The organism is Dyella sp., assembly GCF_035277725.1.
GTDB lineage: Bacteria > Pseudomonadota > Gammaproteobacteria > Xanthomonadales > Rhodanobacteraceae > Dyella_B.
In genome coordinates, this window is sequence record NZ_DATEJY010000057.1 from 20,580 (window position 1) to 44,694 (window position 24,115).

Consider the following 24,115-nt stretch of genomic DNA (forward strand, 5'->3'; position numbering starts at 1 on the left):
GAACCCTCGTGCGCAAAGCTCTCCCATCCACCCTCCTCGCCGCGCTGCTGGTTGCTGCAGCACCTTTTGTTCACGCCGCCGACGATGCCAAACCGGCATCGTCGCAAGATGGCGCAGGTGGCGATGCTTTCCATCTACCGCCGCTGCCGGCCGATGCGCACGTAAGCCAAGCCGTCGACGTGGACGGACGCACGCTGAAGTACACCGTCACCGTCGGCAAGCTGCCGGTGCGCGACGAAAAAGGCACGGTCACCGGGCAAGTGGTGTTTACCGCGTACACGATGCCCGGCAAGAACCGGCCGGTGACCTTTGCGCTCAATGGTGGCCCGGGCGCGTCGTCGGTCTACCTCAATTTCGGCGCGATCGGCCCGAAGCGGGTGAACTTCGGCGTGGACGGCGCCAACCCTTCCGACCCCGCCGTGCTGCATGACAACCCGGGCACCTGGCTTGGCTTCACCGACCTGATCTTCATCGATCCGATCGGCACCGGCTACAGCCGTGCGCTGGTGCCGCAGGACAAGGCCACCAAGCTGTTCTACAGCACCGACAGCGACATCAGCTATCTGTCGCGCATCATCTACGACTGGCTGGTGAAGAACGGCCGCATGGAATCGCGCAAATACCTGGTGGGCGAAAGCTACGGCGGCTTCCGCGGGCCGCGCATCACCGAATACCTGCAGACCCAGCTCGGCGTGGCGATGAATGGCGTGGTGTTGCTATCGCCCTATCTGGACGCTGGCGCATCCGACAACGAGAACGTTTCGCCGCTGCCGTGGATGCTCACCCTGCCCTCCATCGCCGCCGCGCACCTGGAGCGCGAGCACCGGCTGACGGCCGATGCGATGGCGCCGATCATCGACTACACGCGTGGCGATTACGCTGTCACGCTGATGCGCGGCCACACTGATCAGGCCGCCACCGATGCGATGATCAAGAAAGTGACGGAACTCACCGGCCTGGATCCCGTGTTCGTCAAACGCTCCGGCGGACGCCTGGAAACGCAGGCCTATCTGCGCGAGGTGTATCGCAGCGAAGGCAAGCTCGGCAGCCGCTACGACTCCAACGTCACCGCATGGGATCCGTTTCCGTATGCGCCGCACCAGGTCGGCGGCGACCCGATCCTCAACGGCATCATCGCGCCGACCACCACCGCCATGGTCAACTTCGTCACGCAGACGGTGGGCTGGAAATACGACGGCCGCTACAGCGCGTTGAGCTATGACGTGAACAAGGCCTGGCACGATGACGACGACGCCAACGAAGGCTCAGTAAAACAGCTGCGCGAAGCAGTGGCGAATGATCCCAACCTGCACGTACTGATTGCGCATGGCTGGGACGATCTGTCCTGCCCGTTCATGGCCTCCGTGCTGATCGTGGACCAGATGCCTGACATGGGCGATCCCACGCGTGTACAGGTCAAGGAATATCCCGGCGGCCACATGTTCTACACGCGGCCGAGCAGCCAGGCGGCGTTTCTGCAAGACGTCAAGGCCATGTACGGCGTGCGCTGATCAACGCGGCGCGAGCGTTTCCGGATCCACGCCGGGATGACGCTCGCGCCATGCCGCCAGTGCCTGGCGATAGTGCTGCCGCGCCTCCTCGTACAGGTCGAAGATGCACGGATCGCAGCCGTTGCCGCAGCAGTCGCCAGCATCGGGCTCGACCGGCGGACGCGGTGGCGGATCGTCGTGCAGGCGTTTTTCGGTTGGGGAAGATGTGTCGTTCATGGGCAAGCGGAAATCAGACATCATCAACATGGTAGCCCGCCGCCGCGGCATCAAGCGCCCGGTGAATCATCGAATGAATTGAAAGGAGTGTAGTGATGCATAACGTTCCGCCTCGAGCAGGCCGATGGATGGCCGCCCTGCTGTTGCCGCTGCTGTGCGCGGCAAGCAGCGTCGCCATCGCCGACGCTTCGCCGTCGTCATATCGCGTCGTCGGCTACGCCACCGGTTGGGAACCGGCGCAGACCAAGGACGTCGGCAAGATCGACACGCTGATCTTCGCGTTTGCGCAGTTCAAGGACGGTCGCGTGACGCTCGACGACAAGCACGCGGCAGACTTGCAGAAATTGCTCGCGCTCAAGGCCAAGAATCCCAAGCTCAAGGTGGACGTGTCGGTTGGCGGCTGGACTACCGGCGGCTTTTCGGAAGCCGCCAGCACGGCCGAAGGGCGCCAGCTGTTCGCCGACACCGCCGCGCAAATGCTCTCCAGCCGGCATGCCGATGGCCTCGACGTGGACTGGGAATATCCCGGCCACCATGAATCGGGTATCAAGTCCAGCCCCGACGACAAGGCCAACTTCACCCTGCTGCTCAAGGCGGTCCGCACCAGCCTCGATCGCATCGGCAAAGCAGATGGCAAGCACTACACCCTAAGTGTGGCGATTGCGGATGGTCCGTTCGTCAGCGGCATCGATATTCCAGCGATCAATCCGCTATTGGATTGGTTCAATTTGATGACCTACGACTTCGTCAACGCGAACACCCCCACCACCGGCCATCACACCGGCTTGCATGCCTCGCCGCTGATCAAGGGCGACGGCCGCACCACCGACCGCGCCGTGCAGGAGTTCCTCGCTGCGGGTGTTCCGCCGCAGAAATTGCTGATTGGTGCGGCGATGTATGGCCGCGAGTTTGCAGATGTGAAACCTGAGCACGATGGCTTGTATCAAACCTATGGACATTTCCAGGACATGGTCCCGTGGCCCGTGCTGAAGCAACATTTCATCAACAAGCAAGGCTACGTGCGTCATTGGGATGACGTGGCGCAGGCGCCGTGGCTATGGAATGCGAAGACGCATAGCTTCATTACCTACGACGATCCGCAATCGATGGCGGCGAAAGCGGCTTACGTGAAAGCAGAGCATCTTGGCGGGATCATGTATTGGGAGCAGACGACGGATCCCACGGATGAGTTGCTGGATGCGATTTGGAAAGGGTTGAATAACTGACGGTACATCTGCTGTACGAAACGTCATCTCTTCTGCGCTGGCAGCAATGCTCGGAACTTAGGCATGTAGCAACCGGCGTAGACTGCGATGCCCGTCATTGTGAAACAGGAATTCCCGGCAATACCCTGCCTCTTGTTTCACAACGAGCGTTAAAAAAAAAGGTGGCGCAGTTGCGCCACCTCAGTGTTGCATTGAATGATGCCGAACACGAACAGCCATTTGTGGTTCGCACAGGTGCGGGCCATTCTACTGGATCCACATCACCCTTTACTTCCCGTTACTTAGTTTTCGATGGCCTTCACTACCGCCGCATGCGCATCCAAAATGCCGCTGCCGATGGGCTGGTCGGGCGTGCTGGGGAAATGGCGCGCGCTGCTGGTCAGCCAGTCTCTGATTTGAGCGGGCGTAGCGGCAGGAAGTCCAACGTTCTGCCGAGCACTGATCATGAGCGCTACCGTGCCTGTGACCAACGGCGCGGCAAATGATGTACCCACATCTACCGCTATGTAGGGCGACTCATCAGGACTGGGGGCATAAGTACCCGAATTGCTCAGCATCCATGAACACCCCCACCACTCCTGGTTCTTGGCGCAAGTTGGATAATTGCCCGTTGAATCAGGCCGTGCCCCACCCGCGGGCGCCGCCAGCGCAACGGCCTCGCCATAGTTGGAATACCAGGCCCGTGCACCAAAAAAATCCGTGGCGCCAACGGCGATCACGCCAGGGCAACTGGACGGTATGTGGGTGGCATTGTTGGCATTGTTGTTGCCAGCTGAAGCTACCAGAACAACGTTGCGTGCGACCGCGTCCTGGACAGCTCGAACGAGGGTTGGGTAATTATCCGCGCATGTCTGCCCCACTGGTAACAAATTCCCGAAGCTCATGTTGATGACCTGAGCGGGATACGCGGCATCCTCGAAGCCCTCAACGTGACCGCCTGATGCCCATTCAATGGAATTGGCGACGTCTGAAACGTAGGCACCATCATAGGGAACGGTACGGAGCGGCACCAACCTGGCGTTATAGGCCACGCCGGCCAAACCTATGCCGTTGTTGGTCTTGGCGTTGATCACTCCGGCGACCTTTGTGCCATGCCAAGTGCTAGGCCCGATGGGGTTTCCCGGAGGATGGCCCGGATCCCACGCACATTTTTCTCCATACGCAGCATCATCCGAGGAAAAGTTGTAGCCATCACATACCCACGTATCGTTGCTATCAGGGTTAGGCGCCATGCCGGAATCTATGACGGCTATCGTCACGTTCGTGCCGTTCGCCAAGTTCCATCCATTGTTGATGTTTGCGCTACTGGACCCGGGTGCGTAGAAGTTCCATTGAAACGGATCGTAGTCGGGGTCGTTCGGGTCGAACTTCAACGGCACGGTGGAGGATGCCTTACTGCCAACCTCAGCGCGCGGCGGATGAGAGTCCGGCACGGCCGCGACTTCGATGCGTAATTTTCGATCGGGTTCCACGTAAACGACGTCCGGGTTCATTGCAATTTTTTGCATCAACGCGTTGGCTTCGGCCGGATCGAGCTTGCGCGAGGTTTGAACCAGCTCGGCGCCCACACCCAACTTACGTTTATAGGTTGCGGTTAACGGTGATCCCCTTGCGCCAGAGCGAGCAGACACCATGCTACCTACGCCTGAAGTGGTTATCGCAAACTGGACGTCCTTCGCTACTTCCGCGGGGTTGTTGCGAATACCGCTGCCTTCGCGGTAGGAGATGATGAACCTGTCATAGGTGTCAGTCTCCTGATTGCTCACTGCCGATATTTTCGAGGCAGCGGTCTGCTGCCTATTGGTGGCATAGGCGGCTGGCAAGATCAACAACATGGCTGCCATCAGTACTGTATGGCGACGATTGAAAAACGACTTCATATGCGCTTTTCCTTGTGGCAATTGGCTCTTGAGCCAAGGAGCCGGCTATCCCGAATTCCCCGCAAATGGATTGAGCAAACAGCTCAATCCTTCCTTCCTCGCAAGCGCGGAAGGGCAACAAGCATGGTGATGCTAGGCGCGGGGACTCGTCCGAGTCAGTACTACAAGAGCTATACCATTTGTAATACAAGCACTTCGCGCATGTAGGTGCCTCGACCAGACTTCCATAGATACTCACGAGCCCCTTTGCGGATAGCGCTGGTCAAACGCTATCAGTGACAGTCGTACTCAAACGCACTCAACCCTGGTGCTCAGCCTGGCGCTTTCTCAATTCCTTGTAGATCGCCTTCTTTCGATACTTCGGGATGAATACCACGTAGTATTTGTACTCCCACTTGGTGTGACTTAGGCTCTCGGCTTCGTCCTTCGCGACTCTCCTTTCGTGTGCTTGGCGGCTCACGTGGGAGTTGCCGCGGTGGACTCCCGTAAATATCAAATTCGTCCAGCCACCCCGGCAATGCCGGGGGTTTCTTGTTTCACGACGATGAGATGCTAATGCACACGGAGGATATATTGGATGTTATCTGGCGACATTTTGATAGCACGCTAAAGTACCCCCACTACCGCAGGGGAGAGGGCCAATCACGACAGGCGCCAGCCCTCCGGCCTGAGTGACACCATTTACCCCTTCAGCTCGCAGCGTTAGCCCCGGCCCTCCCCTACTGTACGTAGGGGAGGGCTTAAATCACGCTGAAACATGTATCAACCCGGCTTGCGGAACCGATACATAAACTGATCCGTATGTCCCTGGATCGATTTATCGAACACCTTGATCGTGTGCGGATCGTTCGGATTGCGCAGCACGCTGCTTTCGCCCGCAAACACAAAACCCGCTGACTCCACCTGCTTCTTCACCAGCGCCGGGTCGATGCGATGCAAGGTATCGGTATCGGCCATGCCTGACCCCGCCGGCGCAACGTGATCGATCACGATGAACAAACCACCCGGCTTCAGCGCGTTGTAAACCTGCTTGTCGAACGCCACCGTATCGACCTTGCCCATGAACTTGTCCGGATAATCGTGATAGTTCTGCGAGGTGAACACGATATCCACCGGCTCCGGCACGCTCAGTTGCGCGGCAGGCTGCTTGAGTATGCTCACGTTCGAATAATGCGGATCGGCCGTCAGCTTCTGGAATGGCGGAAATTCATCGCCGTCGACCTTGACGTATTCATCGGGCCATAGCGCATAGACATGGCCGTTCGCGCCGACGATGTTGCTGAACACGCGCGTGAAATAACCACTGCCGGGAATCAGTTCCAATACTTTTTCACCAGGTTTCACTTCGCTGAAAACCATCACATCGGTGATCTTGCGGCGTGCATCGTTGCTGGTGTCTTGCCCGCGTGCCGGGTCAGCGACTGCGGCGTGGATATAAGGTGGCACGTACTGTAGCGCGTGCACGTGATTCGCTTGCGGTGTCTGTGCCAGCAGGGCTGCTGCTGGCACGGCCAATGCCGCAAGCAGTACGACAGATATCGAACGCATGACGACCTCCTGAGGGTTGGGAGCCCGTGGATTGTGCTACCGGCTCATAAGGGCCGCCTAGGTGACTTGTGGCCCATTCGCTGGACTACCCAGATAGCCCCCAAGTTCCCAGAACCTGGTAATTGCCTTTTCCCACTACGTTATGGACCAGCACAAAGCGGTCAATCTGCCAAACGACAGGCGGCACTACTGGCACGGCTTGCGGCAGCTCATGCCGGGCGTAAGCCAGCGTGACATGTGGCGTGAACTGGCGTTCGTCGCGTAGCCGCAAACCTGTCTCGACAAGTGTTGTGTGCATGTTGCGCCACAACGCCAGCAACGGCTCCGGCATTTGCGAACCACGCAGTACGCAAGGCGGCTCGCGGCCACGGAAACTGGCGACGTAGTCCAGCATCCAGGCAAATGCTGCTGCACGCATGCCATTTGCCGCGGCCCTCGCCTTCTCCACCACGTCATCCGGCAGCGCTGGAAAATCGCCGAGAAAGTTCAGGGTGGCATGGAAACGCTCGGGCCTTACCCAGCGCGCGCGCAATTCGGGATGCTGTTGCTGCACCAACGCGGCGGCATGATTGATCTCATGACGCGTGGCGGCATCCGGCATCAATGCAAAGAACAGACGATGCGTTTCGGTACGCGCGGCAACCTGAGACGCGGAGGGTTCGATCCTGCTCATGCGCGCAGGGTAACGCATTCGTCATGCAGGCATGCAGGCATGCAGGCATGCACTACGATGCGCAACGGTTCACGACGGATAAATCGCCATGCCCAAGGCACCTGCCATCACCGCCTACGATGCTCAGCCGCTGCACGATCGCGTGGTGTTGATCACGGGCGGTGCACAAGGTATCGGCCGTGGCATTGCGCAGGCCGTGCTCGGCGCGGGCGGCAGCGTGATGATCGGCGACCTGGATGCTGATGCTGGAAAAGCCTGTCTGCAGGGATGGCAAGCAGGCGATCGCGCCGCTTTTCGCCCACTCGACGTGTCGCGCGAAAGCAGTGTGCGCAGCTGGACCAAAGCCGCGCTCGATCGCTTCGGGCAACTCCACGGCCTGGTGAACAACGCCGGCATCGCCGATCCGCATCAAGGCCCCTTGCACGAATTGCCGCTGGAAACCTGGAACCGCTACCTCGCCACCAACCTCACCGGCGCCTTCCTATGCAGCAAACATGCGTTGCCGGCGTTGCAAGCCGCGGGCGGCGCGATCATCCACATCGCCTCCACGCGCGCATTGCAATCCGAACCGGATACCGAAGCCTACGCGGCCACCAAAGGCGGGCTGGTGGCGCTTACGCATGCCATGGCCGTAAGCAAGGGACCGCGCGTGCGCGTGAACACGATCCTGCCCGGCTGGATTGCCACCGACGCCTGGAAGAAACCGCCCGAACGCCATGCACCCAAGCTGAGCAAGCAGGATCATGCCCAGCATCCCGCCGGACGCGTGGGCACACCGGAAGACATCGGCGCGCTGGCCGTCTATCTGCTTAGCGATGCCGCGCGTTTTGTTACCGGCCAACGTTTTGTCGTCGACGGCGGCATGACGATCAAGATGCAGTACGTGTAACCGCTCACCCCGCATCACGCAGAAAGACGGGAAGATCAGTCGTTGGCGGCGGCACCGACATGCCGTACATCATCATCGCCACATGCCCGCGATGATAGGTTGCATGATTGACCACGTGCAGAAGAATGTCGCCACGGCGCATCTCGCCTTCGCCGCCACCGATGAAGGTGAATCCCACGACGTCATCGCACGTCTGCGCATCAAGCGTTTCGGCATAGCGCATATACCATTCGTCGATCTCCGCCTGGGCATTGCGCAGCACGGCGAAGGAGGGACAGGCCTCCGGATTGCGCGAGGTGTAGCCATGCGGCACGCCTTGCAGATGCGTGGCCCATACCTTGTCCATGCAATAGGCGTGATGCAATGTGCGCAGCAAGCTGCCGAACACGATCGGCTGAGTGGCAGTCAACGACGCTTCGGGCACGTCGGCCAATGCCTGAAAAAGCAGGCGATCGGCCCACGCGCGGTAACGGGTAAGCATTTGAAGATGGCGAAGCGGCGGCATGTCTAATCCTTGGTTTTCTGATTGGCATTGAACCCAGCAAATCTGGCTTTGCCGTCTCGACGTTTGATGGGACGATCAGCCTTGAATAAGCGGTATCACGCAGGTCCAACTAGGCAACATTTACGCTTTTTCGTTTAGCAACGATTCGAAAACCGCCAAATCCATCCGGCACAAGGCGTTGCACGCTATATATCAGTGACGGCATGCCTATGCTGCTGAACCGCTACGAACTTGTCACGCGCCGTGAAGGCAACGTGGCGATTCTTCCTGCGTTTTCTCTAGTACGGTGCAGACCCAGGAGGAAACGCCATGAAAACCATCAGCCTTACGCAGCATGTTTCCATGAAGCGGACTCTGCTCGTGCGCGCGCTGGCGGGTCTGCTTGGTGCGATTGCCGCACTCGCTGCGTTGCCACAAAAAGCGGAGGCGGGGGTGTATATCGGCGTCGGCGTTTCAGTGGGCGTCCCGCCACCGCCACTGCCGGTGTATGAGCAACCGCCGATTCCCGGTCCCGGCTACATCTGGACGCCTGGCTATTGGGCATGGGATGGCGCCGAGTATTACTGGGTGCCCGGTACGTGGGTGATTGCACCGTTCTACGGTGCGTTGTGGACACCCGGCTATTGGGGCTGGAATGACGGTTTCTACGTATTCCATCGCGGTTACTGGGGTTACCACGTGGGCTTCTACGGCGGCATCAATTACGGCTGCGGTTATACCGGCGTGGGTTATGCCGGCGGCTACTGGGGCCACGGCGGTTTTTATTACAACCGCACCGTCAACCGCATCAACAACGTGCACATCACCAACGTCTATAACAAGACGGTGATCAACAACGTCAACGTCAACCGCGTCAGCTACAACGGCGGCCGCGGCGGTGTCATGGCGCACGCAACGCCGCAAGAGGCTGCCTTCGCCCGCCAGTCGCGCATGGGACCGATCGCCGCGCAACAACGGCAGATGACCCTGGCCAGCCATAACCCGGCTATGCGCGCCAGCTTCAATCATGGGGATCCGCCGATCGCCGCCACGCAACGCCCCGGTGCGTTCAATGGTGCAGGCGTGACACCGGCGCACGGTAGCCAGTTCACGCCGACGGCATTCAACGCGCAGCGCATGAACAACAACGTGGTGCACGCACCGCAAACGGCGAATAACGGGCCGGCCTTGCGTTCGGCAAACTTTGCGCCGCATGCGAATACGCCGGCCACGGCGAACATGGCGCGTCCCGGCGGCAGCTACAGCAATGTCTATCGGCCTGGCGGCGTTACCGGCGTTGCCCCTGCAAGCCATGCGGCACGGCCGGCCATGAACACCTACCGCGCACCGACGACGGCTTATCGCCCCGCACCGGCATTCCATGCAGCGCCTGCGTATCGCCCGCAGCCTCAATACCGCGCTCCCGCAGCGCCGCAATACCACGCGTTTCGCCCGGCGCCTGCGCCGCATCCGTCAGGTGGTGCACCGCACGGCGGTGGTGGCGGACATGATTCGCGTCACGGGTAACGCATGGCGGAGATTCTGATGGTCATGAAAAAGGCCCGCATGTTGCGGGCCTTTTTCGTCGTTTCAGCACCGCGAAAACGGTCCCCCTGCATTGGCAGGGAAGGTAGTGCATCACCGGCCTCAGCTCAGCACGACACGCATGAACTAATGCCCCACCTGCCCACCCGCCAGCAGCGCGCGGATCATGCGCAGCTTCGCCTTGAACTGCGCTTCGTTCGCAGGTCCCATTCGCACCATCAGCTTCTGGCCATTGGACAGCGCTTGCAACTGCGGATCGACGAAATGGTAATGAGCACCTGACCGCACCACCGCGACAGGTTCATGCACATCCGGTGCGGTCAGCATGTCGTCGATCGCGACGATCAAGCGATCGTTGAAGTAGCCATGCGGATAACCCAGCTCCCGATACGCTTCCTGAAACAACGGGTAATTGTGCTTGTACCAGGTCACCAGCATGTGCGGATCGACGTCGTTCAACACCGTTATGTAGGTCGCATAACGCTCTGCATTGCGGGCGTTAATGACGGTGGCGCCGTTGGCCTCTTCCGTCAGTATGGCGCCGCTTGGCGTGCGCAACGGCAGGATGTTGGTGCTGCCCATGCCTTGGCGCGGCAGCGCATCGACGGTTGCAACCACGCGCGAAATGATCTGGCTTTGCAGCAGCGAGCCAAGGTTGCCGCTGTGGACCATGCCCTGCAGCGCTTCGCGCACACTGGCGTCGCTATCCATAAGGGCCGGCAATGCTACCGTGGATGTTGGCGCCGGTCCTGCGTTTGCTTCTGCAATCGGATGCTGGATGACTGACGACGCCCTGGCAGGTTGTTGCGTCGTTTGCGCAGGTGCCGGCGTTGCCAAAGGACTGGGTGACGCCACCGGATGCATGGCGCGCTGCACCAGATAAATACCCGCCGCCACCACGGCGAAGACGACAATGACGGCTGCGATCCAGCCGCCGTACGAAGTCTGCTTGGGGACTCTACGATTCACGATACTGCCTGTTTCACGGAGGGGAGTGCCCATTGTGACAGGCGTGCACCGTATTCGTTCGGCATGAAGCGCACCGCTTCATGCTGCATCCATCAAGCGACGCGGAAACGCCCTTCCTTGGCGATCGCCGCAAGTGCATCGGCTTCAACAGCAGTTTTGTCCTCGCGCTTTTTCAGGGGTGCGAGTACCGGCATGCTGAAGCTGTCATCGCGGTTGTAGGCCAGGCTGCTGGCGGCATACAGGTCTTCGTAGCTGCTCAGTTTTTCGCGCAGCCATTCGCGCAATTGCGGGCCAAACAACTGTTCCACCTTGCTGTCCGCTTGCTGCGGCAGGCCACTCAGCGCGGCCTGTTTCCACGGCTCCGCCGTGGGATCGGCAATATGCTGATGGCAGGTCTGATCCAGTTCGAGATCAGTCGGGAGTTCCAGGAATTTGCACAGTCGCTGCCATTCCACCGCCGGCTGGCGCACCAGATCTTCCAGGAAAACGAAATAATGATTGCGCACGCCGATGCAGGTGCGATGGATGTCCACCGCGCGATTCCAGCGGCGCGTCCACAACCGCAAGCCACCACTGAACGAGGTGTTGTTGTAGCGCAGATGCGCATCCATGATCGAGGCCAGCACGTCCATGCCGGGACGGATCACATGGATGAAGCGCGCATCCGGCAGGTAGCGTTCGATCTCGGGCAGGTACAGCAAGTGATGCGGCGTTTTTTCGATCCACGCGGCGCGGCCTGCGCGCTCCGCGAGTTGATCCAGCATGGCGAAGAAGCGCTTTACGCACGTGTCCACCCGCCACGGCGCGCGCGCCGAAGCCTGATCGTCACCCAGCAGCGAACGCTGCAAGGCGATGTATTGGCGCCGGCCATAGCGGCGCGTCAGCCCCAGGCGACGCGCGATATTGCGTCGGCGCGGTTGCGCACCCTCATCGCCGAAGCGGTGGTCGAGACCGCCTAGCAAACGAGGAAAGAAATCGGTTTCCGGAAGGGTGAAGATTTGCGGATGCCGCGCCAGCATGGCCTGCACGATCGTGGTGCCCGAGCGCGGGCACCCCACAACAAACGTTCTTTGCATGAGCAGCGACGCCCCCTGCTTATTTTTATTGGCTGCTGAAACCTGGGCCGTGCACCCGGCAAGCGGGCGAACACGTCAGGCTGCCGTAAGTTGACACAACTTACACATCCCTCTTCGCGCTGTCCACAAAAAATACTTACGTTGCAAAACGTTAAGTCGAGTCCGGCCGCTTGCTGACAACCGCCGGCCCGGCACTCCCGTTCAGCTATCCCCTCCCGACCGCCCCCTTCGGCAGCAATGCGCACACTAACGTGCTGGATGTCACAGACGCGTGTTCGTCTGCTCGTGCTTCAGAAAACCGTGCTGGCCAGGCGGCCAGCACGGTTTGCGCGGTCCTGCTTATTATTATTTGCCGATGTCCTTGAGGATTTCGTTGGTGTACCCCAGCTGGCCCACGCTCGGATACGAGTTGCAGGTGGACGATGCCGAACCCGCCGCGCACGGTGTATCGCGATCGAGCGACCAGAAGTGCACGCCGGCCAGACCATTCGCGGTGGCGTAGTTGGTGATGGTGTCGATATCTGCCAGCGTGGTGATTTCACCGGCCGCATCGTTCTGGCCGATCATCGGCGTCAGTTCGATGTGGCTGGCCGGCACGCCATAGGAGTGCTCCAGGTTCTTGACCGCCTGCACCGCCGACTGCCCCATCTCGCAGACGCCGCTCACCACCACGCAGTTGGAAGCGATGGCGCTGCCGTAATCCATCGTCATCAGGTTGATGGTGTAGTTCTTGAGGGCAGGATTGGATGCCTGGATCGCCTGCACCACCCATTGGCCCAACTGATTCACGCCACCGTAGCTGCCATCCGATGCCGCCAACGTTGCCAGCGTGAAAGAGAAACGCAGATTCGGATACTGCGATTGCGCTGCGGCAACGTCGGCCACCAACTGCTGGATTTCCGCTTGCGATTGCCCACCTTCAATATCGAAATCCACGCCGATCATCTGCGCGGTGTAGTACTTGGCAATGAAGCTTTCGAAGGCGGACGGCGATCCGCAGGTAAATACGCCATTGGCGCCGCCAGTCGAGACGATGTAGCTCAAGCCGGCGCTGGCGAGCGAATTGGCCGCCCCTGGCGTGATGTTGGCGGAGATGAACTCCGAGGGCGTCACGCCGGCCCAGTTTTCGCTACCGCATTCGCCGGTCGCGAATGCAAGCGAAATCGCCGGCAACTTCGGCACGTAGTTGGAATACAGGCTGCCGCTGCCCACCACCGGGATGGTCGAACCGGTGACCGCCGTACCCATGGCATAGGTATTCCAGTTCATGTTGATGCTCATGTCCTTGTACGGACTGAACACGAAACCGCTGGGTGTTGGGGTCGGCGTCGGCGTCGGTGTGGGTGTAGGTGTGGGTGTAGGTGTGGGTGTAGGCGTGGGTGTAGGCGTGGGTGTAGGCGTGGGTGTCGGAGTAGGTGTCGGCGTTGGCGTGGGGGTTGGAGTCGGCGTGGGGGTCGGCGTCGGTGAACCGCTGCATGCGCCGAGCGACGTCCACGGTGCACCGCTGCCGGCCGCTCCATTGTTGGTGGCGGGGTTCTGGTTCTGCGTCCAGAAATTCGCCTTGTAGTTGACGCTGTTCTCGCTGACCAGCGCACCGCCGTTGTAAGCCGTGGAAGCGCTCCACACCGGATCGCAACCCGTGGGCGTCGGCGTCGGCGTCGGAGAGCCACTACACGAGCCTTGCGCCGTCCACGGTTCGCCACTGCCCGCACCGCCATTGTTGGTGGCCGGATCATTGCCTTGCGTCCAGAAATTCGCGACATAGTTGACGCCGTTCTCACTGGCCTGGTTGCCGGCGACATACACATCGGTCGATACCCACGGTGCTGCACAAGTAGCTTGCGCATGCACGGTTTGCACGGGCGCCACAGTGAGCACGGTGGTGGAAAGCGCCGCGCAGACGGCGGTGCCCAACGAACTCATAGTCAGGGTGGACCACTTCGTTGATCTCTTCACTTGCATGGGACTGTCTCCACAATTGGATGAACCGTTACAGGTGAGAAATAGCGGCGTGGTGATGACCGCATTCCGGGCGGCCATGCGGGAGCGGACGCCGTCACGCATCCATGCACCGGTATTGCGTTGAAAGAGTTTTGCGATCGCTCACATCGACACGCGGCGCGCTTCCGCCAATCCGCCTTCCGCGCTGTTGCATCCACGACGGTCCGGCACGCATGCCGGACCGTCACGGAGAACTCCCCTGATATCCCTGCTTGTTATTTGCCGAGATCCTTCAGGATCTCATTGGTGTATCCCAACGCCCCCACACTGGGATACGAATTGCATGTAGCCGAAGCCGAACCCGCTGCGCACGGCATGTCGCGATCCAGCGACCAGAAGTGCACGCCAGCCAGGCCGTTGGCCGTGGCGTAGTTGGTGATGCTGTCGATATCGGCCAACGTGGTGATTTCGCCTTGTGAATCGTTCTGGCCGATCATCGGCGTCAATTCGATGTGGCTGGCCGGAATACCGTAGGTGTGCTCCACATTGGTCGCCGCTTGAATCGCGGATTGCCCCATCTCGCACGCGCCATTCACTACTACGCAATTGGCTGCACTGGTGCCGCCGTAATCCATCGTCATCAGGTTGATGGTGTAGTGGTTGATCGCGGGGCTGGATGCCTTAACCGCCTGGATCACCCATTGCCCCAATTGGTTGACGCTGCCGTAGCTGCCATCCGATGCACCCAGCGTTGCCACGGTGAAGGAGAAGCGCAGGTTCGGATACTGCGATTGCGCCGCTGCCACGTTGGCGACCAATTGCTGGATATCCGCCTGCGTCTGGCCGCCTTCGATGTCGAAGTCCACGCCGATCATGTGCGAGGTGTAATACCTCGCAATGAAACTCTCGAAGGCCGATGGCGATCCGCAGGTAAACGTACCCGCCTGGCCACCGGTCGATACGATGTAGTTCAACCCGGCGCTATTGAGCGCATTGATGTTGCCGGAGACGAAACCGGACGCCGATACGCCGCCCCAGTTTTCACTGCCGCACGTGCCGGTGGCGAACGCCAGCGTGATCGCCGGCAGGTTCGGCTCGTAGTTGGAATACAAGCTGCCGCTGCCCACGACCGGAATCGCGGAACCGGTCACCGCCGTCTGCATGACGTTGGTGTTCCAGTTGAGATTGATAGTGATGTCCTTGTACGGACTGAATACGAAGCCGCTCGGTGCAGGCGTGGGCGTCGGGGTAGGCGTTGGCGTGGGCGTTGGTGTCGGGGTCGGGGTTGGCGTCGGAGTGGGTGTTGGCGTCGGCGTCGATGTACACGAGCCCTGCGACGTCCACGGCTGGCCGCTGCCCGGACCACCGTTGTTGGTGGCCGGGTCGTTGCCCTGTGTCCACCAGTTCGCCTTGTAGTTGATGCCGTTCTCGCTGGCCGTATTGCCAGCGGTGTAAATGGTGCTTGCGCTCCACGGCGCGGCGCACGTGCTTTGTGCATGCACGGTTTGCACTGGCGCCGCCGTCAGCACGGTGGTGGAAATCGCTGCACCGACGGCGGTGCTCAGCGAACTCAAGGCCAGGGTGGACCACTTCGTCGACTTCTTCTTCTCAAGCATGTGACTGTCTCCAGACGGATGAACGGACAAGTGAAAAGAACATCGGCGATTCACGACCGCATTCCGGACGGCCATGGGGGACAGTCGCCAACCGCTTCCTGCGCGGCACCGCGTGTTGTCATGAAGCTGCAAAGTGGCGCGAGTATTGGCCCTATATGACAACGTTGTCCAGTGTGATTGGCCGATTTGCCCACGCTAGAACGTGATTCCTATCGCAAAGGAAAAAATGTCATGTGATGCGCGGCATGCATTCACATCGCATGCACATCGCTCACGCTCAACGCGCTGGAAACGCAGGTTTTTGCCGTTGCATCGCAGCAGTCGCCGCATGCGAGCGATGCACGGCCCGCAATGATCCTGGGCAGGCGCGCTCCATGCCGCATCAAAACGGCGCAGCAGGAGGGACGCGAAGGGCCCGTTTTCGCGGCATGCGAAAAACCAGACATGCGTGACAACGATGGCCAGCATGTCCGGCTTTTGTTCGATTCAAAAACCTCGGCGCCGTTGTCGATCCCGGGCAACTACGCTCGTCGCATGGACAAGGCCCTTCCCCCACGGAGACATCCGTCATGAACAACCGCTTTCAACGTATCTCGCCCTTCCTGTGGTTCAACGAGGAAGCCGAGCAAGCCGCGAACTATTACGTATCGGTGTTCAACAACTCCCGCATCCTCGCCACCACTCGCTACAACAGCGAAAGCGCCAGGGCCGCACGCCGCCCTGAAGGCTCGGTGATGACCGTGGCGTTTGAATTGGATGGCCAACACTTCACCGCGCTCAATGGCGGGCCAGTGTTTGCGTTCAATCCCGCCATGTCGCTGGTGGTGAACTGCCGCACCCAGGCCGAGGTGGATCACTACTGGAACGCGCTATCGAAAGGCGGGGAGCCAGCTGCGCAGCAATGCGGCTGGCTGCGGGATCGCTTTGGGGTTTCCTGGCAGGTGGTACCAGTGCAATTGATCGAACTGCTGACGTCTTGCGATCCGGAAAAAGCGCAACGCGTGATGAAAGCGGTGTTGGCGATGAAGAAGCTGGAGTTGGATGTGTTGCAGGACGCGGCTGCGTAGGTTTCGCGCAAAACCGAAAGCCGGACGGCCAAGCAACTGCCTTTGATGAATTGGCGTAGGTTGGGTTAGCGCGGCGTAACCCAACGCGTCGCGCCGAAAATGTTGGGTTACGCTGCGCTAACCCAACCTACCGCTTCCGCCCACCGCCCACCATTCATGGTTGCCTGCGAGAGCGGGGCGGCCTTTCGATGAATAAGCAAGCATCGCGTCACTTCGTGCATGACGCACCGCACCATGGCGGCCTATAATGGTCACCGCCCCCGGCCTTTCCTGCCTTTCCCATCATGGCTGATGCCTCACATCCTTCAGCGACCCAGGAAGGTCGTCACTCCGGCGTACTGCTGTCGATCCTCAGCACCGTCGCGTTCACCTTCGCGGCGTATCTGACCATCGGCCTGTCGCTGGCCGTGCTGCCCGGTTTCGTGAATACGAATCTCGGTTTCGGCGCGATGCTCGCGGGCCTGGCGATCAGCATTCAATACGTAGCCACCCTGCTCAGCCGCCCGCATGCCGGGCGCATGGCCGATGCCAAGGGCCCCAAGCGCACCGTGATGACCGGGCTCATGATGTGCGCTGCCAGCGGCGGGCTTTTGTTGCTGGCCGCGTTGGCCACCCGCGTGCCGTGGCTGAGCCTGTGCCTGATCTTCATCGCGCGTTTGGCGCTCGGATGCGCGGAAAGCTGTGTCGGTACCGGCGCCATCGCCTGGGGCATGGGCCAGGTGGGACATCGCCATACCGCCCGCGTGATTTCGTGGAACGGCGTGGCCACCTATGGCGCGCTGGCGGCAGGCGCACCGCTGGGCGTGCTGCTCGACCATCACTATGGCTTTGCCATCATCGGCACCGTGACCTTGCTGCTGGCGCTCGCCGCCTTGCCGCTGGCGCAACTGAAGCGCGCCACCATCACCGTCACCGGCGAGCGCGCATCGTTCCGCACCGTGGCGGCGCGTGTGGTGCCATACGGCATCGGGTTGGCGCTCGGCTCGATCGGCTTCGGCTGCATCGCTACCTTCATCACACTGTTCTATGCCGCGCACGGTTGGTCGAACGCGGCGCTGGCGCTGACGGTATTCGGCGTGGTGTTCGTGGGTGTCCGCTTCATCTTTGCCCGCACCATTCCGACAGTGGGCGGCTATCGTGTTGCGATGGTGTCGCTATCCGTGGAAGCCATCGGCCTGATCGTGTTGTGCCTGGCCCATACCGCTGTGATGGCCGGCATGGGCGCCGCCATCGCCGGCCTCGGCTTTTCGCTGGTGTTTCCCGCGCTAGGCGTGGAAGCCGTGCACCGCGTGCCCGCACATAGCAGCGGTTCGGCACTCGGCGTCTATTCGGTATTCATGGATGTCGCCATGGCGCTGACCGGCCCACTCGGCGGCTGGGTGGCCGGCGGCATGGGTTACAACGCCATCTACGGCTTTGCCGCGCTGGCGGCGATGGCTTCCGTCGTGCTTGCGCTGGTGTTGCAGATGCAGGCGATGAAGGAGCATGCGCAGGCGCAAACGCAACAACGGGATGTGGCTACGTAGGCCGGGATTTCATCCCAGCCTACGTCGACTCGAACGGCTCAGCCCACGTGCAACCAATGCACGTACACGCCGTTCTCCTTGTCCTCTTCCCGAAATCCTTCGCGCCCTTCCGCCACCACGCCCCATACGGTGCGCATGCTGCCGGCGGCAATGCGATCCACGCGCACGTGCTCGCCTTGCGGAATCAGGAACTTCGCTTCCAGCACCATTACGCGATCGGCTTCCCACACCAGCACCGCCTTACGCACCGCGCTGGCACCCCAGCCGAGATGGATCTGCACATCCTGCGCGGGAAAACCACCGCGATTGTCGAGTTTCCATTCCTCGGTTTTGCGCAATAGCGCTTCCAGGCGCGGATCGCTCCAGTCCACCTGCGTGTTCGACACCTTTGGCATGGATTTTATGTGGCTCATACCGCGTTACGTTTCCTGCAAGCATCACGCCAGCAGCTTCCCGTTGCCGCATGCAGCAAGCCGAGTAAACGCTTTGGACGGCTGACGTGCTCAAGCCAGTTATCGGCCTGCCGCCGCCTTTCTTTAGAACGAATCGTTGGGCTTGTTCAGCACCTGCAGCCAATACACGTGGATGCCTTTGCGGCGATCCTCATCACGGTAACCCTCGCGCCCATCCACCACCACGCCCCACAACGTGCGGATGCGATCACCCAGATGCTTGTCCACGCGCACCTGCTCGCCTTGCGGAAGGGCGAACGTGGCTTCCACCACCACGGCGCTGTCGCGCTCCCATACCAGGGTGGCCGATCGGCCCACCGAACCGCTCCAGCCGAGATAGACCTGCACATGCTGCGGCGTGAAACCGCCGCGGTTGTCGATGCTCCAGCTTTCGCTGCGGCTCAGCAGCGAAACCAGCTGCGGATCGTCCCAGTTGACGGGGGTGTTGCGGGTCCAGGTGTCGGTCTTGCTCATAGCCATGCTTCCCCATCGAAGGCAGATTGACGAGGCGGCGATGCCGCGTGTCCGGTGTGGCATGCGAGATGTGAAAAAGCCGTGGAAATCCAGTCGTTGGCCGTTGACGGGTCAGAGCATACCGCTGCGGCCCGTGGCATGGAGAAAACGTGAAAAGCCAGGCGACAGCTGGCCTTCATGTCATCCACCGGCCTGCGTTGGCATGAAAAATATCGCTGCATTGCACCAAAGCACCCTCATAAAACGCGCCACGCCGCGACAGAACAGCACTGCGGCTGAATGCCGCGCTGCACGCTGATCTCAAGAATGGTCCGCGCTAAGGTCGACTCGCGGTTCAGTAGCAACGTTCACAGCTCGGGGGAGTTGATGGCGAAGCAGAGAACACATCGCATTGAGCGATTCATCCGGGTGCATTGGCCCGCCGGGGCATTGCTCGGTGTGAGCGTTTACCTGGACGTCCACTACGGGCGCGGCGCGCACAGCGCCAGCTACATGACCTTGTTGTGGATGGCCCTGATCGCTTGCTGGTTCACCGCTTTCGCCACGTGCGTCGGTTACCGCAAACGCATGCATCGCCTGATCGTGCGCGATCAACTGGCGGACCTGAGCGAGATGCACTGGCGCGTATTCGAGGAGCGCATGGCACAGGCCTTTCGCTTTCGCGGCTACACGGTAGAGCGCGCCGGTCGCGCGGACGCGGACGATGGCCTCGACCTCATCCTGCACAAGCACAGCATGACCACCCTGGTGCAGTGCCGTCACTGGAAACATCGCAACGTCGACGTGAAAGACGTGCGCGAGATGCACAACCTGATGAAGTACCACCACGCTTCCGCCGTGAAGATCGTCGCTTGCGGCGACTACACCGAGGATGCGTGGAAATTCGTCACCGGCAAGCCGTTCGAGCTGATCTATGGCGAAACGCTGCTGGCCATGTTGAGTGACGCGCAATTGCCGATCCATGCTGGCGTGGTGCCATTCCGCGCACCTTCCTCGCCACCGCCGATGCATCATCGGCCGCGTACGGCGGCGCAAACTTGATGGATGAAAAACCGCGCGATGCGCGGTTTTTCTTTTTACCTTGAAAAAGTAATCCCTCCCCTGCTTTCGTAGGGGAGGGAGCAGATCACGCAAGTGTCGTCACACCGCATCATGAAAAATAATCCCCACCGTATGCCGATGCCCCGAGCGAAGCCGGCTCACCCCGTGCCGCATCATCACTCGATACACCCCGCGCGTGCCTTGCACCGGCCGGTGATGTACGGCAAACACCACCGCGTCGCCTTGCTTTAGCGGCACCACTTCCGCCCGCGATTGCATGCGTGGCCGTTGCTCGGTGAGCACGAATTCGCCACCGGTAAAATCCTTGCCGGGCTGCGAAAGCAGAATCGCCATCTGCAACGGAAACACGTGTTCGCCATAGAGATCCTGATGCAGACAGTTGTAATCGCCAGCCGCGTATTGCAGCAGCAACGGTGTCGGACGACGCTGGCCTGCCGCATGACAGCGCTCAACGTATTGCGCGTGGGTAGCCGGATAACGCACGTCGATATTCATCGCCTGGTTCCAGCGATTGGCGATCTCGGCCAGCGGTGGATAGAAGCGAGTACGAAATTGCTGGATCAACGCAGGCAGCGGATAGGCGAAATACTTGTATTCGCCGCTGCCGAACCCGTGCCGCGCCATCACCACACGGCTTCTGAAATGACGATCCTCGCCATACAACGCAGTCAACGCATGACATGCATCTGCCGGCAGCAATCCAGAAATATGGGCGACGCCATAACGGTCGAGGTCCTCCCCAAGGCGATGCCAGTCAAGCTGATCCTGATCGTTCTTGCGCGTCTGTGCAGCCCATTCGGCGTGATGGATCTTCATCGGCAATCTCCTCATGAAACGGCACAAGCTAACGTGCGCATCGACGCATGACACTCCGATTATTGCCATGGCTGCGCCTTCGCAAGCAGCAGATCATTTTTTCACGTGGCGCTGCGGCCCTCGTAAGGCATGCGCAAGCGATGGCCGCATCACCGTTTTGCGTGTTGCTGGTGATTCATGTGCAAATTACGCAAGCGGTACAAGTGCTTGCGTGTCAACGCAGCGTCGAACCTCACAACACTGCTTAATTGAACGGGAACGACACCGGCGCTCGCTCAGTATTCCGTGGCATGGCATGCGCTAGCTTCTCTCCACGCACCCCGCCAGGAGAGGAACACCCATGAAACACCATGTTCTGATGCGCAAGGCCGCAACGCGTTGCAGTGCGCTCGCGCTTGGCGCCTGCGTGCTGACGGCTACGGCTTTTGCGTTCGTAACGACGCCGGTGCAGGCACAGGTATCGATCGGCGTCACCATCACGGCGGGTTCGCCGCCGCCGCCGTTGCCGGTTTACGACCAACCACCCATTCCGGATGACGGTTACATCTGGGTGCCTGGCTATTGGGCCTGGGATGGCGCCGAGTACTACTGGGTGCCGGGCACGTGGGTGATGGCGCCCTACACCGGCGCCTTGTGGACGCCGGCCTATTGGGCCTGGAACGACGACGGCGTGTACGTCTTCCATGAAGGGTATTGGGGCCCCGAGGTGGGTTACTACGGCGGCATCGACTACGGCTACGGCTACACCGGCCGCGGCTACGAAGGTGGACGCTGGGGACCGCACGGCTTCTATTACAACCGCACAGTCAACAACATCAGCAACGTGCACGTCACCAACGTGTACAACCAGACCGTGGTCAACAACATCACCGTCAATCGCGTGAGCTACAACGGCGGCAACGGTGGCGTACGCGCCGCGCCGACGTCACAGCAGATGGCATACCAGCGTGCCCAGCACACGCCGCCGGTCGCGGCACAACGGCAGCAGATGACGATGGCGAGAGAGAACCGTGCACTGCGTGCTTCGGAAAACCATGGCGCTCCGCCGATTGCAGCGACGGCGCGACCAGCTGCATTCACCGGCGCAGGTATCGTCGCGGCGCGTGGGGCGCATGCGGCGGAAGGTGGCGCGCCGCATCCAGGTCCGGGACCGCGTCCCGTTCCGGAAGGACATTCGCAACCCACGCAACGTCCAGGCCTGCCCTCGGAGCATTTCGCACCGCATCCGGGACAAAACCCGAACGCCGAGCCCTCGCGTGCGCCGGTGACACCGAACCGTCCGCTCGAACGACCGGAGAACGTCGGCGCCCCGCACATGCAACCGCGCCCCGAAGCAGCGCCTGCGCCGCGCGAGGCCCCACGCGAAGCGCCCGCCCCGCGCGAAGTCCCGCACTATGCACCGCCGCCGCGCGAGATGGCGCCGGAGCGGCCGCGTCCTGAGCCGCAGCCTGCATATCACCCTGCGCCGCAACCGGCACCGGCTTATCACCCGGCACCGCACCCTGAGCAGGCGCCCCACCCCGCCGAGCCGCCGCGCCAGGCACCACCGCCGCATGAAAACAAACACGAGGAACAACACCCGCCTGGCGGATAAGCCGCTTGTAACGACAAAGCCCTGGCCGCTCGCGCTGGCCAGGGCTTCTTTTTCTCGGCAACCTGAAATGGCTACATCGTCTCGCGCGGTTTCGCGAGCAAAGCCAGCAACGTCAGCACCGCCGCCGCGGACAAGTAATAGCCCACGTACGCCAAGCCATAGGTCTTGGCCAGCCACGTGGCGACATACGGCGCCAACGACGCGCCGAAAATACCCGCGAGGTTGAACGCCAGCGATGCGCCCGTGTAGCGCACGGCGGTGGGAAACATCTGCGCCAGCACCGTGCCCAGCGGTCCGTACGTGATGCCGACGATGCACATGCCCACCACCATGAACAGCATGCCGCTCTGCGCGAACAACGGTGCATAGGCAATGCCGAAGACAAAGATCAGCACCGTCGCCAGCAGCATCACGAAACGTCCGCTCCGCTTGTCCGCCAGCCACGCCGAGAACGGAATGAACAACGCGAAGAACAACACGCCAACCATCTGCACGATCAGGAACGCCTCGCGCGAGTAACTCAGCTTGGACGTCGCCCAGCTCAACGCGAACACCGTCATCAAGTAGAAGATCACGAAGGTCGCCAACGACGCGAACGTGCCCGCGATCAGCGCGCCCGGATGCTGCGTGAGCACGTTGAGCATCGGCACTTTCACCCGTTCATGCTTCGCCATCGCTTGCGCGAACGCCGGCGTTTCGGTCAAGCGCAAACGCATCCACAGGCCAATCAGCACCAGCGCGGAACTGGCCAGGAACGGCACGCGCCATCCCCATGCGAAAAACGCGGCATCGCCCATTTTTTCCGTGATCCACAGAAAAAGACTCGTTGCGGCAAGAAAGCCAAGCGGTGCGCCAAGCTGCGGAAACATGCCGTACCACGCACGCTTGCCAGGCGGCGCATTCTCGATCGCCAGCAACACCGCACCGCCCCACTCGCCGCCTAAACCCAGGCCTTGCCCCAACCGGCACAACGCCAGCAACACCGGCGCCAGCAGGCCGATATGGTCATACGTCGGCAACAGGCCGATCACGACCGTGGAAATACCCATGGTGAGCAAGGCCGCCACCAGCGTTGCCTTGCGGCCGATGCGATCGCCGAAGTGGCCGAACAGTGCCGAACCGATCGGCCGCGCGACAAACGCCAGCGCGAACGTGGCGAAGGATTGCAACGTCGCCGTCGCGGCATCGCTGGCGGGAAAGAACAACTTCGGAAACACCAGCACTGCCGCCGTGGCATAAATGTAGAAATCGAAAAACTCGATGGTGGTGCCGATCAGGCTGGCAAACAGAACCCGGCCCGGTGAGTTGGCCGAAGTGGTGACGGCATCACGCATGTGTTTTGACTTCCCGGTAAGCGGAGCGCCGATTCTGCCAGACACGAGCGCCGGTGGGTTGTCATGAAGCGCGCGTTCTCGCTACCCCGTCGCCCCGGCAAACGCCGGAGCCCGTGTCTTTGCTTTTGATGCACGCCACAAGTCGCTGGGCCCCGGCGTTCGCCGGGGCGACGGTAAGCGATTTTCATGGCGAGGCGCGCCAAGCGCTGCGCGATG

The 24,115-nt window shown here is 60.9% G+C and carries 21 protein-coding genes; 8 read left to right on the forward strand and 13 right to left on the reverse strand.

The features are described from left to right. Window positions 1–8: 8 nt before the first annotated feature. The gene (locus VJR68_RS04995; RefSeq protein ID WP_324146464.1) at window positions 9–1,511 is read left to right on the forward strand and encodes a S10 family peptidase; all 1,503 of its coding nucleotides are present in this window, start codon (window positions 9–11) and stop codon (window positions 1,509–1,511) included. Here VJR68_RS04995 and VJR68_RS05000 read toward each other — a convergent pair whose 3' ends face one another. Further along, window positions 1,512–1,757 carry an oxidoreductase-like domain-containing protein gene (locus VJR68_RS05000; protein WP_324146465.1) on the reverse strand — a complete coding sequence of 82 codons (246 nt, stop codon included), beginning with the start codon at window positions 1,755–1,757 and terminating at the stop codon, window positions 1,512–1,514. 98 nt (window positions 1,758–1,855) lie between these two features. On the opposite strand from VJR68_RS05000, the gene VJR68_RS05005 reads away from it, so the two are divergent. Then, complete coding sequence (locus tag VJR68_RS05005; protein ID WP_324146466.1) at window positions 1,856–2,953, forward strand: glycoside hydrolase family 18 protein; 1,098 nt, start codon at window positions 1,856–1,858, stop codon at window positions 2,951–2,953. Between the two features lie 281 nt (window positions 2,954–3,234). Here the strand turns inward: VJR68_RS05005 and VJR68_RS05010 are convergent, their stop codons facing one another. The 3 genes from VJR68_RS05010 to thpR form a co-directional block, all read right to left on the reverse strand. Continuing rightward, window positions 3,235–4,833, reverse strand: a complete 1,599-nt coding sequence (locus VJR68_RS05010) for a S8 family serine peptidase (RefSeq protein WP_324146467.1) — start codon at window positions 4,831–4,833, stop codon at window positions 3,235–3,237. Window positions 4,834–5,595: 762 nt separating this feature from the next. Continuing rightward, entirely contained in the window at window positions 5,596–6,381 is a 786-nt protein-coding gene (locus VJR68_RS05015; RefSeq protein ID WP_324146468.1) for a methyltransferase, read from the reverse strand. Between the two features lie 85 nt (window positions 6,382–6,466). Then, the gene (gene thpR, locus VJR68_RS05020; RefSeq protein WP_324146469.1) at window positions 6,467–7,054 is read right to left on the reverse strand and encodes an RNA 2',3'-cyclic phosphodiesterase; all 588 of its coding nucleotides are present in this window, start codon (window positions 7,052–7,054) and stop codon (window positions 6,467–6,469) included. An 88-nt stretch (window positions 7,055–7,142) separates the two neighbouring features. On the opposite strand from thpR, the gene VJR68_RS05025 reads away from it, so the two are divergent. Further along, window positions 7,143–7,943: an SDR family oxidoreductase gene (locus VJR68_RS05025; protein ID WP_324146470.1), complete on the forward strand. Its 801-nt coding sequence runs from the start codon at window positions 7,143–7,145 to the stop codon at window positions 7,941–7,943. A gap of 4 nt (window positions 7,944–7,947) precedes the next feature. Here VJR68_RS05025 and VJR68_RS05030 read toward each other — a convergent pair whose 3' ends face one another. Beyond that, the gene (locus VJR68_RS05030) at window positions 7,948–8,448 is read right to left on the reverse strand and encodes a DinB family protein (protein ID WP_324146471.1); all 501 of its coding nucleotides are present in this window, start codon (window positions 8,446–8,448) and stop codon (window positions 7,948–7,950) included. 309 nt (window positions 8,449–8,757) lie between these two features. On the opposite strand from VJR68_RS05030, the gene VJR68_RS05035 reads away from it, so the two are divergent. Continuing rightward, window positions 8,758–9,954, forward strand: coding sequence for a hypothetical protein (locus VJR68_RS05035; protein ID WP_324146472.1), 1,197 nt, complete (start codon window positions 8,758–8,760; stop codon window positions 9,952–9,954). 144 nt (window positions 9,955–10,098) lie between these two features. On the opposite strand, the gene VJR68_RS05040 is transcribed toward VJR68_RS05035, so the two are convergent. The 4 genes from VJR68_RS05040 to VJR68_RS05055 all read right to left on the reverse strand — a co-directional run bounded on the left by VJR68_RS05040 (window position 10,099) and on the right by VJR68_RS05055 (window position 15,574). Continuing rightward, window positions 10,099–10,941: a DUF3014 domain-containing protein gene (locus VJR68_RS05040; RefSeq protein ID WP_324146473.1), complete on the reverse strand. Its 843-nt coding sequence runs from the start codon at window positions 10,939–10,941 to the stop codon at window positions 10,099–10,101. Between the two features lie 92 nt (window positions 10,942–11,033). After that, a complete protein-coding gene (locus VJR68_RS05045; protein WP_324146474.1) occupies window positions 11,034–12,017 on the reverse strand; it encodes a sulfotransferase in 984 nt (327 codons plus the stop codon). 345 nt (window positions 12,018–12,362) lie between these two features. Beyond that, on the reverse strand, window positions 12,363–13,979 hold the full coding sequence (locus VJR68_RS05050; RefSeq protein WP_324146475.1) for a carbohydrate-binding protein: 1,617 nt from the start codon (window positions 13,977–13,979) through the stop codon (window positions 12,363–12,365). A 254-nt stretch (window positions 13,980–14,233) separates the two neighbouring features. Then, window positions 14,234–15,574 carry a carbohydrate-binding protein gene (locus VJR68_RS05055; protein ID WP_324146476.1) on the reverse strand — a complete coding sequence of 447 codons (1,341 nt, stop codon included), beginning with the start codon at window positions 15,572–15,574 and terminating at the stop codon, window positions 14,234–14,236. 569 nt (window positions 15,575–16,143) lie between these two features. On the opposite strand from VJR68_RS05055, the gene VJR68_RS05060 reads away from it, so the two are divergent. Beyond that, complete coding sequence (locus VJR68_RS05060; RefSeq protein ID WP_324146477.1) at window positions 16,144–16,641, forward strand: VOC family protein; 498 nt, start codon at window positions 16,144–16,146, stop codon at window positions 16,639–16,641. 284 nt (window positions 16,642–16,925) lie between these two features. Next, window positions 16,926–18,167, forward strand: a complete 1,242-nt coding sequence (locus tag VJR68_RS05065) for an MFS transporter (protein ID WP_324146478.1) — start codon at window positions 16,926–16,928, stop codon at window positions 18,165–18,167. 38 nt (window positions 18,168–18,205) lie between these two features. Here VJR68_RS05065 and VJR68_RS05070 read toward each other — a convergent pair whose 3' ends face one another. Both VJR68_RS05070 and VJR68_RS05075 read right to left on the reverse strand, forming a co-directional pair. Continuing rightward, complete coding sequence (locus VJR68_RS05070; protein ID WP_324146479.1) at window positions 18,206–18,580, reverse strand: hypothetical protein; 375 nt, start codon at window positions 18,578–18,580, stop codon at window positions 18,206–18,208. A gap of 123 nt (window positions 18,581–18,703) precedes the next feature. Further along, the gene (locus VJR68_RS05075; protein WP_324146480.1) at window positions 18,704–19,093 is read right to left on the reverse strand and encodes a hypothetical protein; all 390 of its coding nucleotides are present in this window, start codon (window positions 19,091–19,093) and stop codon (window positions 18,704–18,706) included. Window positions 19,094–19,531: 438 nt separating this feature from the next. Here VJR68_RS05075 and VJR68_RS05080 point away from each other — a divergent pair, with 438 nt between their 5' ends. Continuing rightward, window positions 19,532–20,134: a restriction endonuclease gene (locus VJR68_RS05080; protein ID WP_324146481.1), complete on the forward strand. Its 603-nt coding sequence runs from the start codon at window positions 19,532–19,534 to the stop codon at window positions 20,132–20,134. 99 nt (window positions 20,135–20,233) lie between these two features. Here the strand turns inward: VJR68_RS05080 and VJR68_RS05085 are convergent, their stop codons facing one another. Continuing rightward, on the reverse strand, window positions 20,234–20,971 hold the full coding sequence (locus VJR68_RS05085; protein ID WP_324146482.1) for a 2OG-Fe(II) oxygenase: 738 nt from the start codon (window positions 20,969–20,971) through the stop codon (window positions 20,234–20,236). Window positions 20,972–21,311: 340 nt separating this feature from the next. Here VJR68_RS05085 and VJR68_RS05090 point away from each other — a divergent pair, with 340 nt between their 5' ends. Further along, entirely contained in the window at window positions 21,312–22,565 is a 1,254-nt protein-coding gene (locus VJR68_RS05090; protein ID WP_324146483.1) for a hypothetical protein, read from the forward strand. Between the two features lie 71 nt (window positions 22,566–22,636). On the opposite strand, the gene VJR68_RS05095 is transcribed toward VJR68_RS05090, so the two are convergent. Beyond that, entirely contained in the window at window positions 22,637–23,899 is a 1,263-nt protein-coding gene (locus VJR68_RS05095; protein WP_324146484.1) for an MFS transporter, read from the reverse strand. Between the last annotated feature and the right edge of the window lie 216 nt (window positions 23,900–24,115).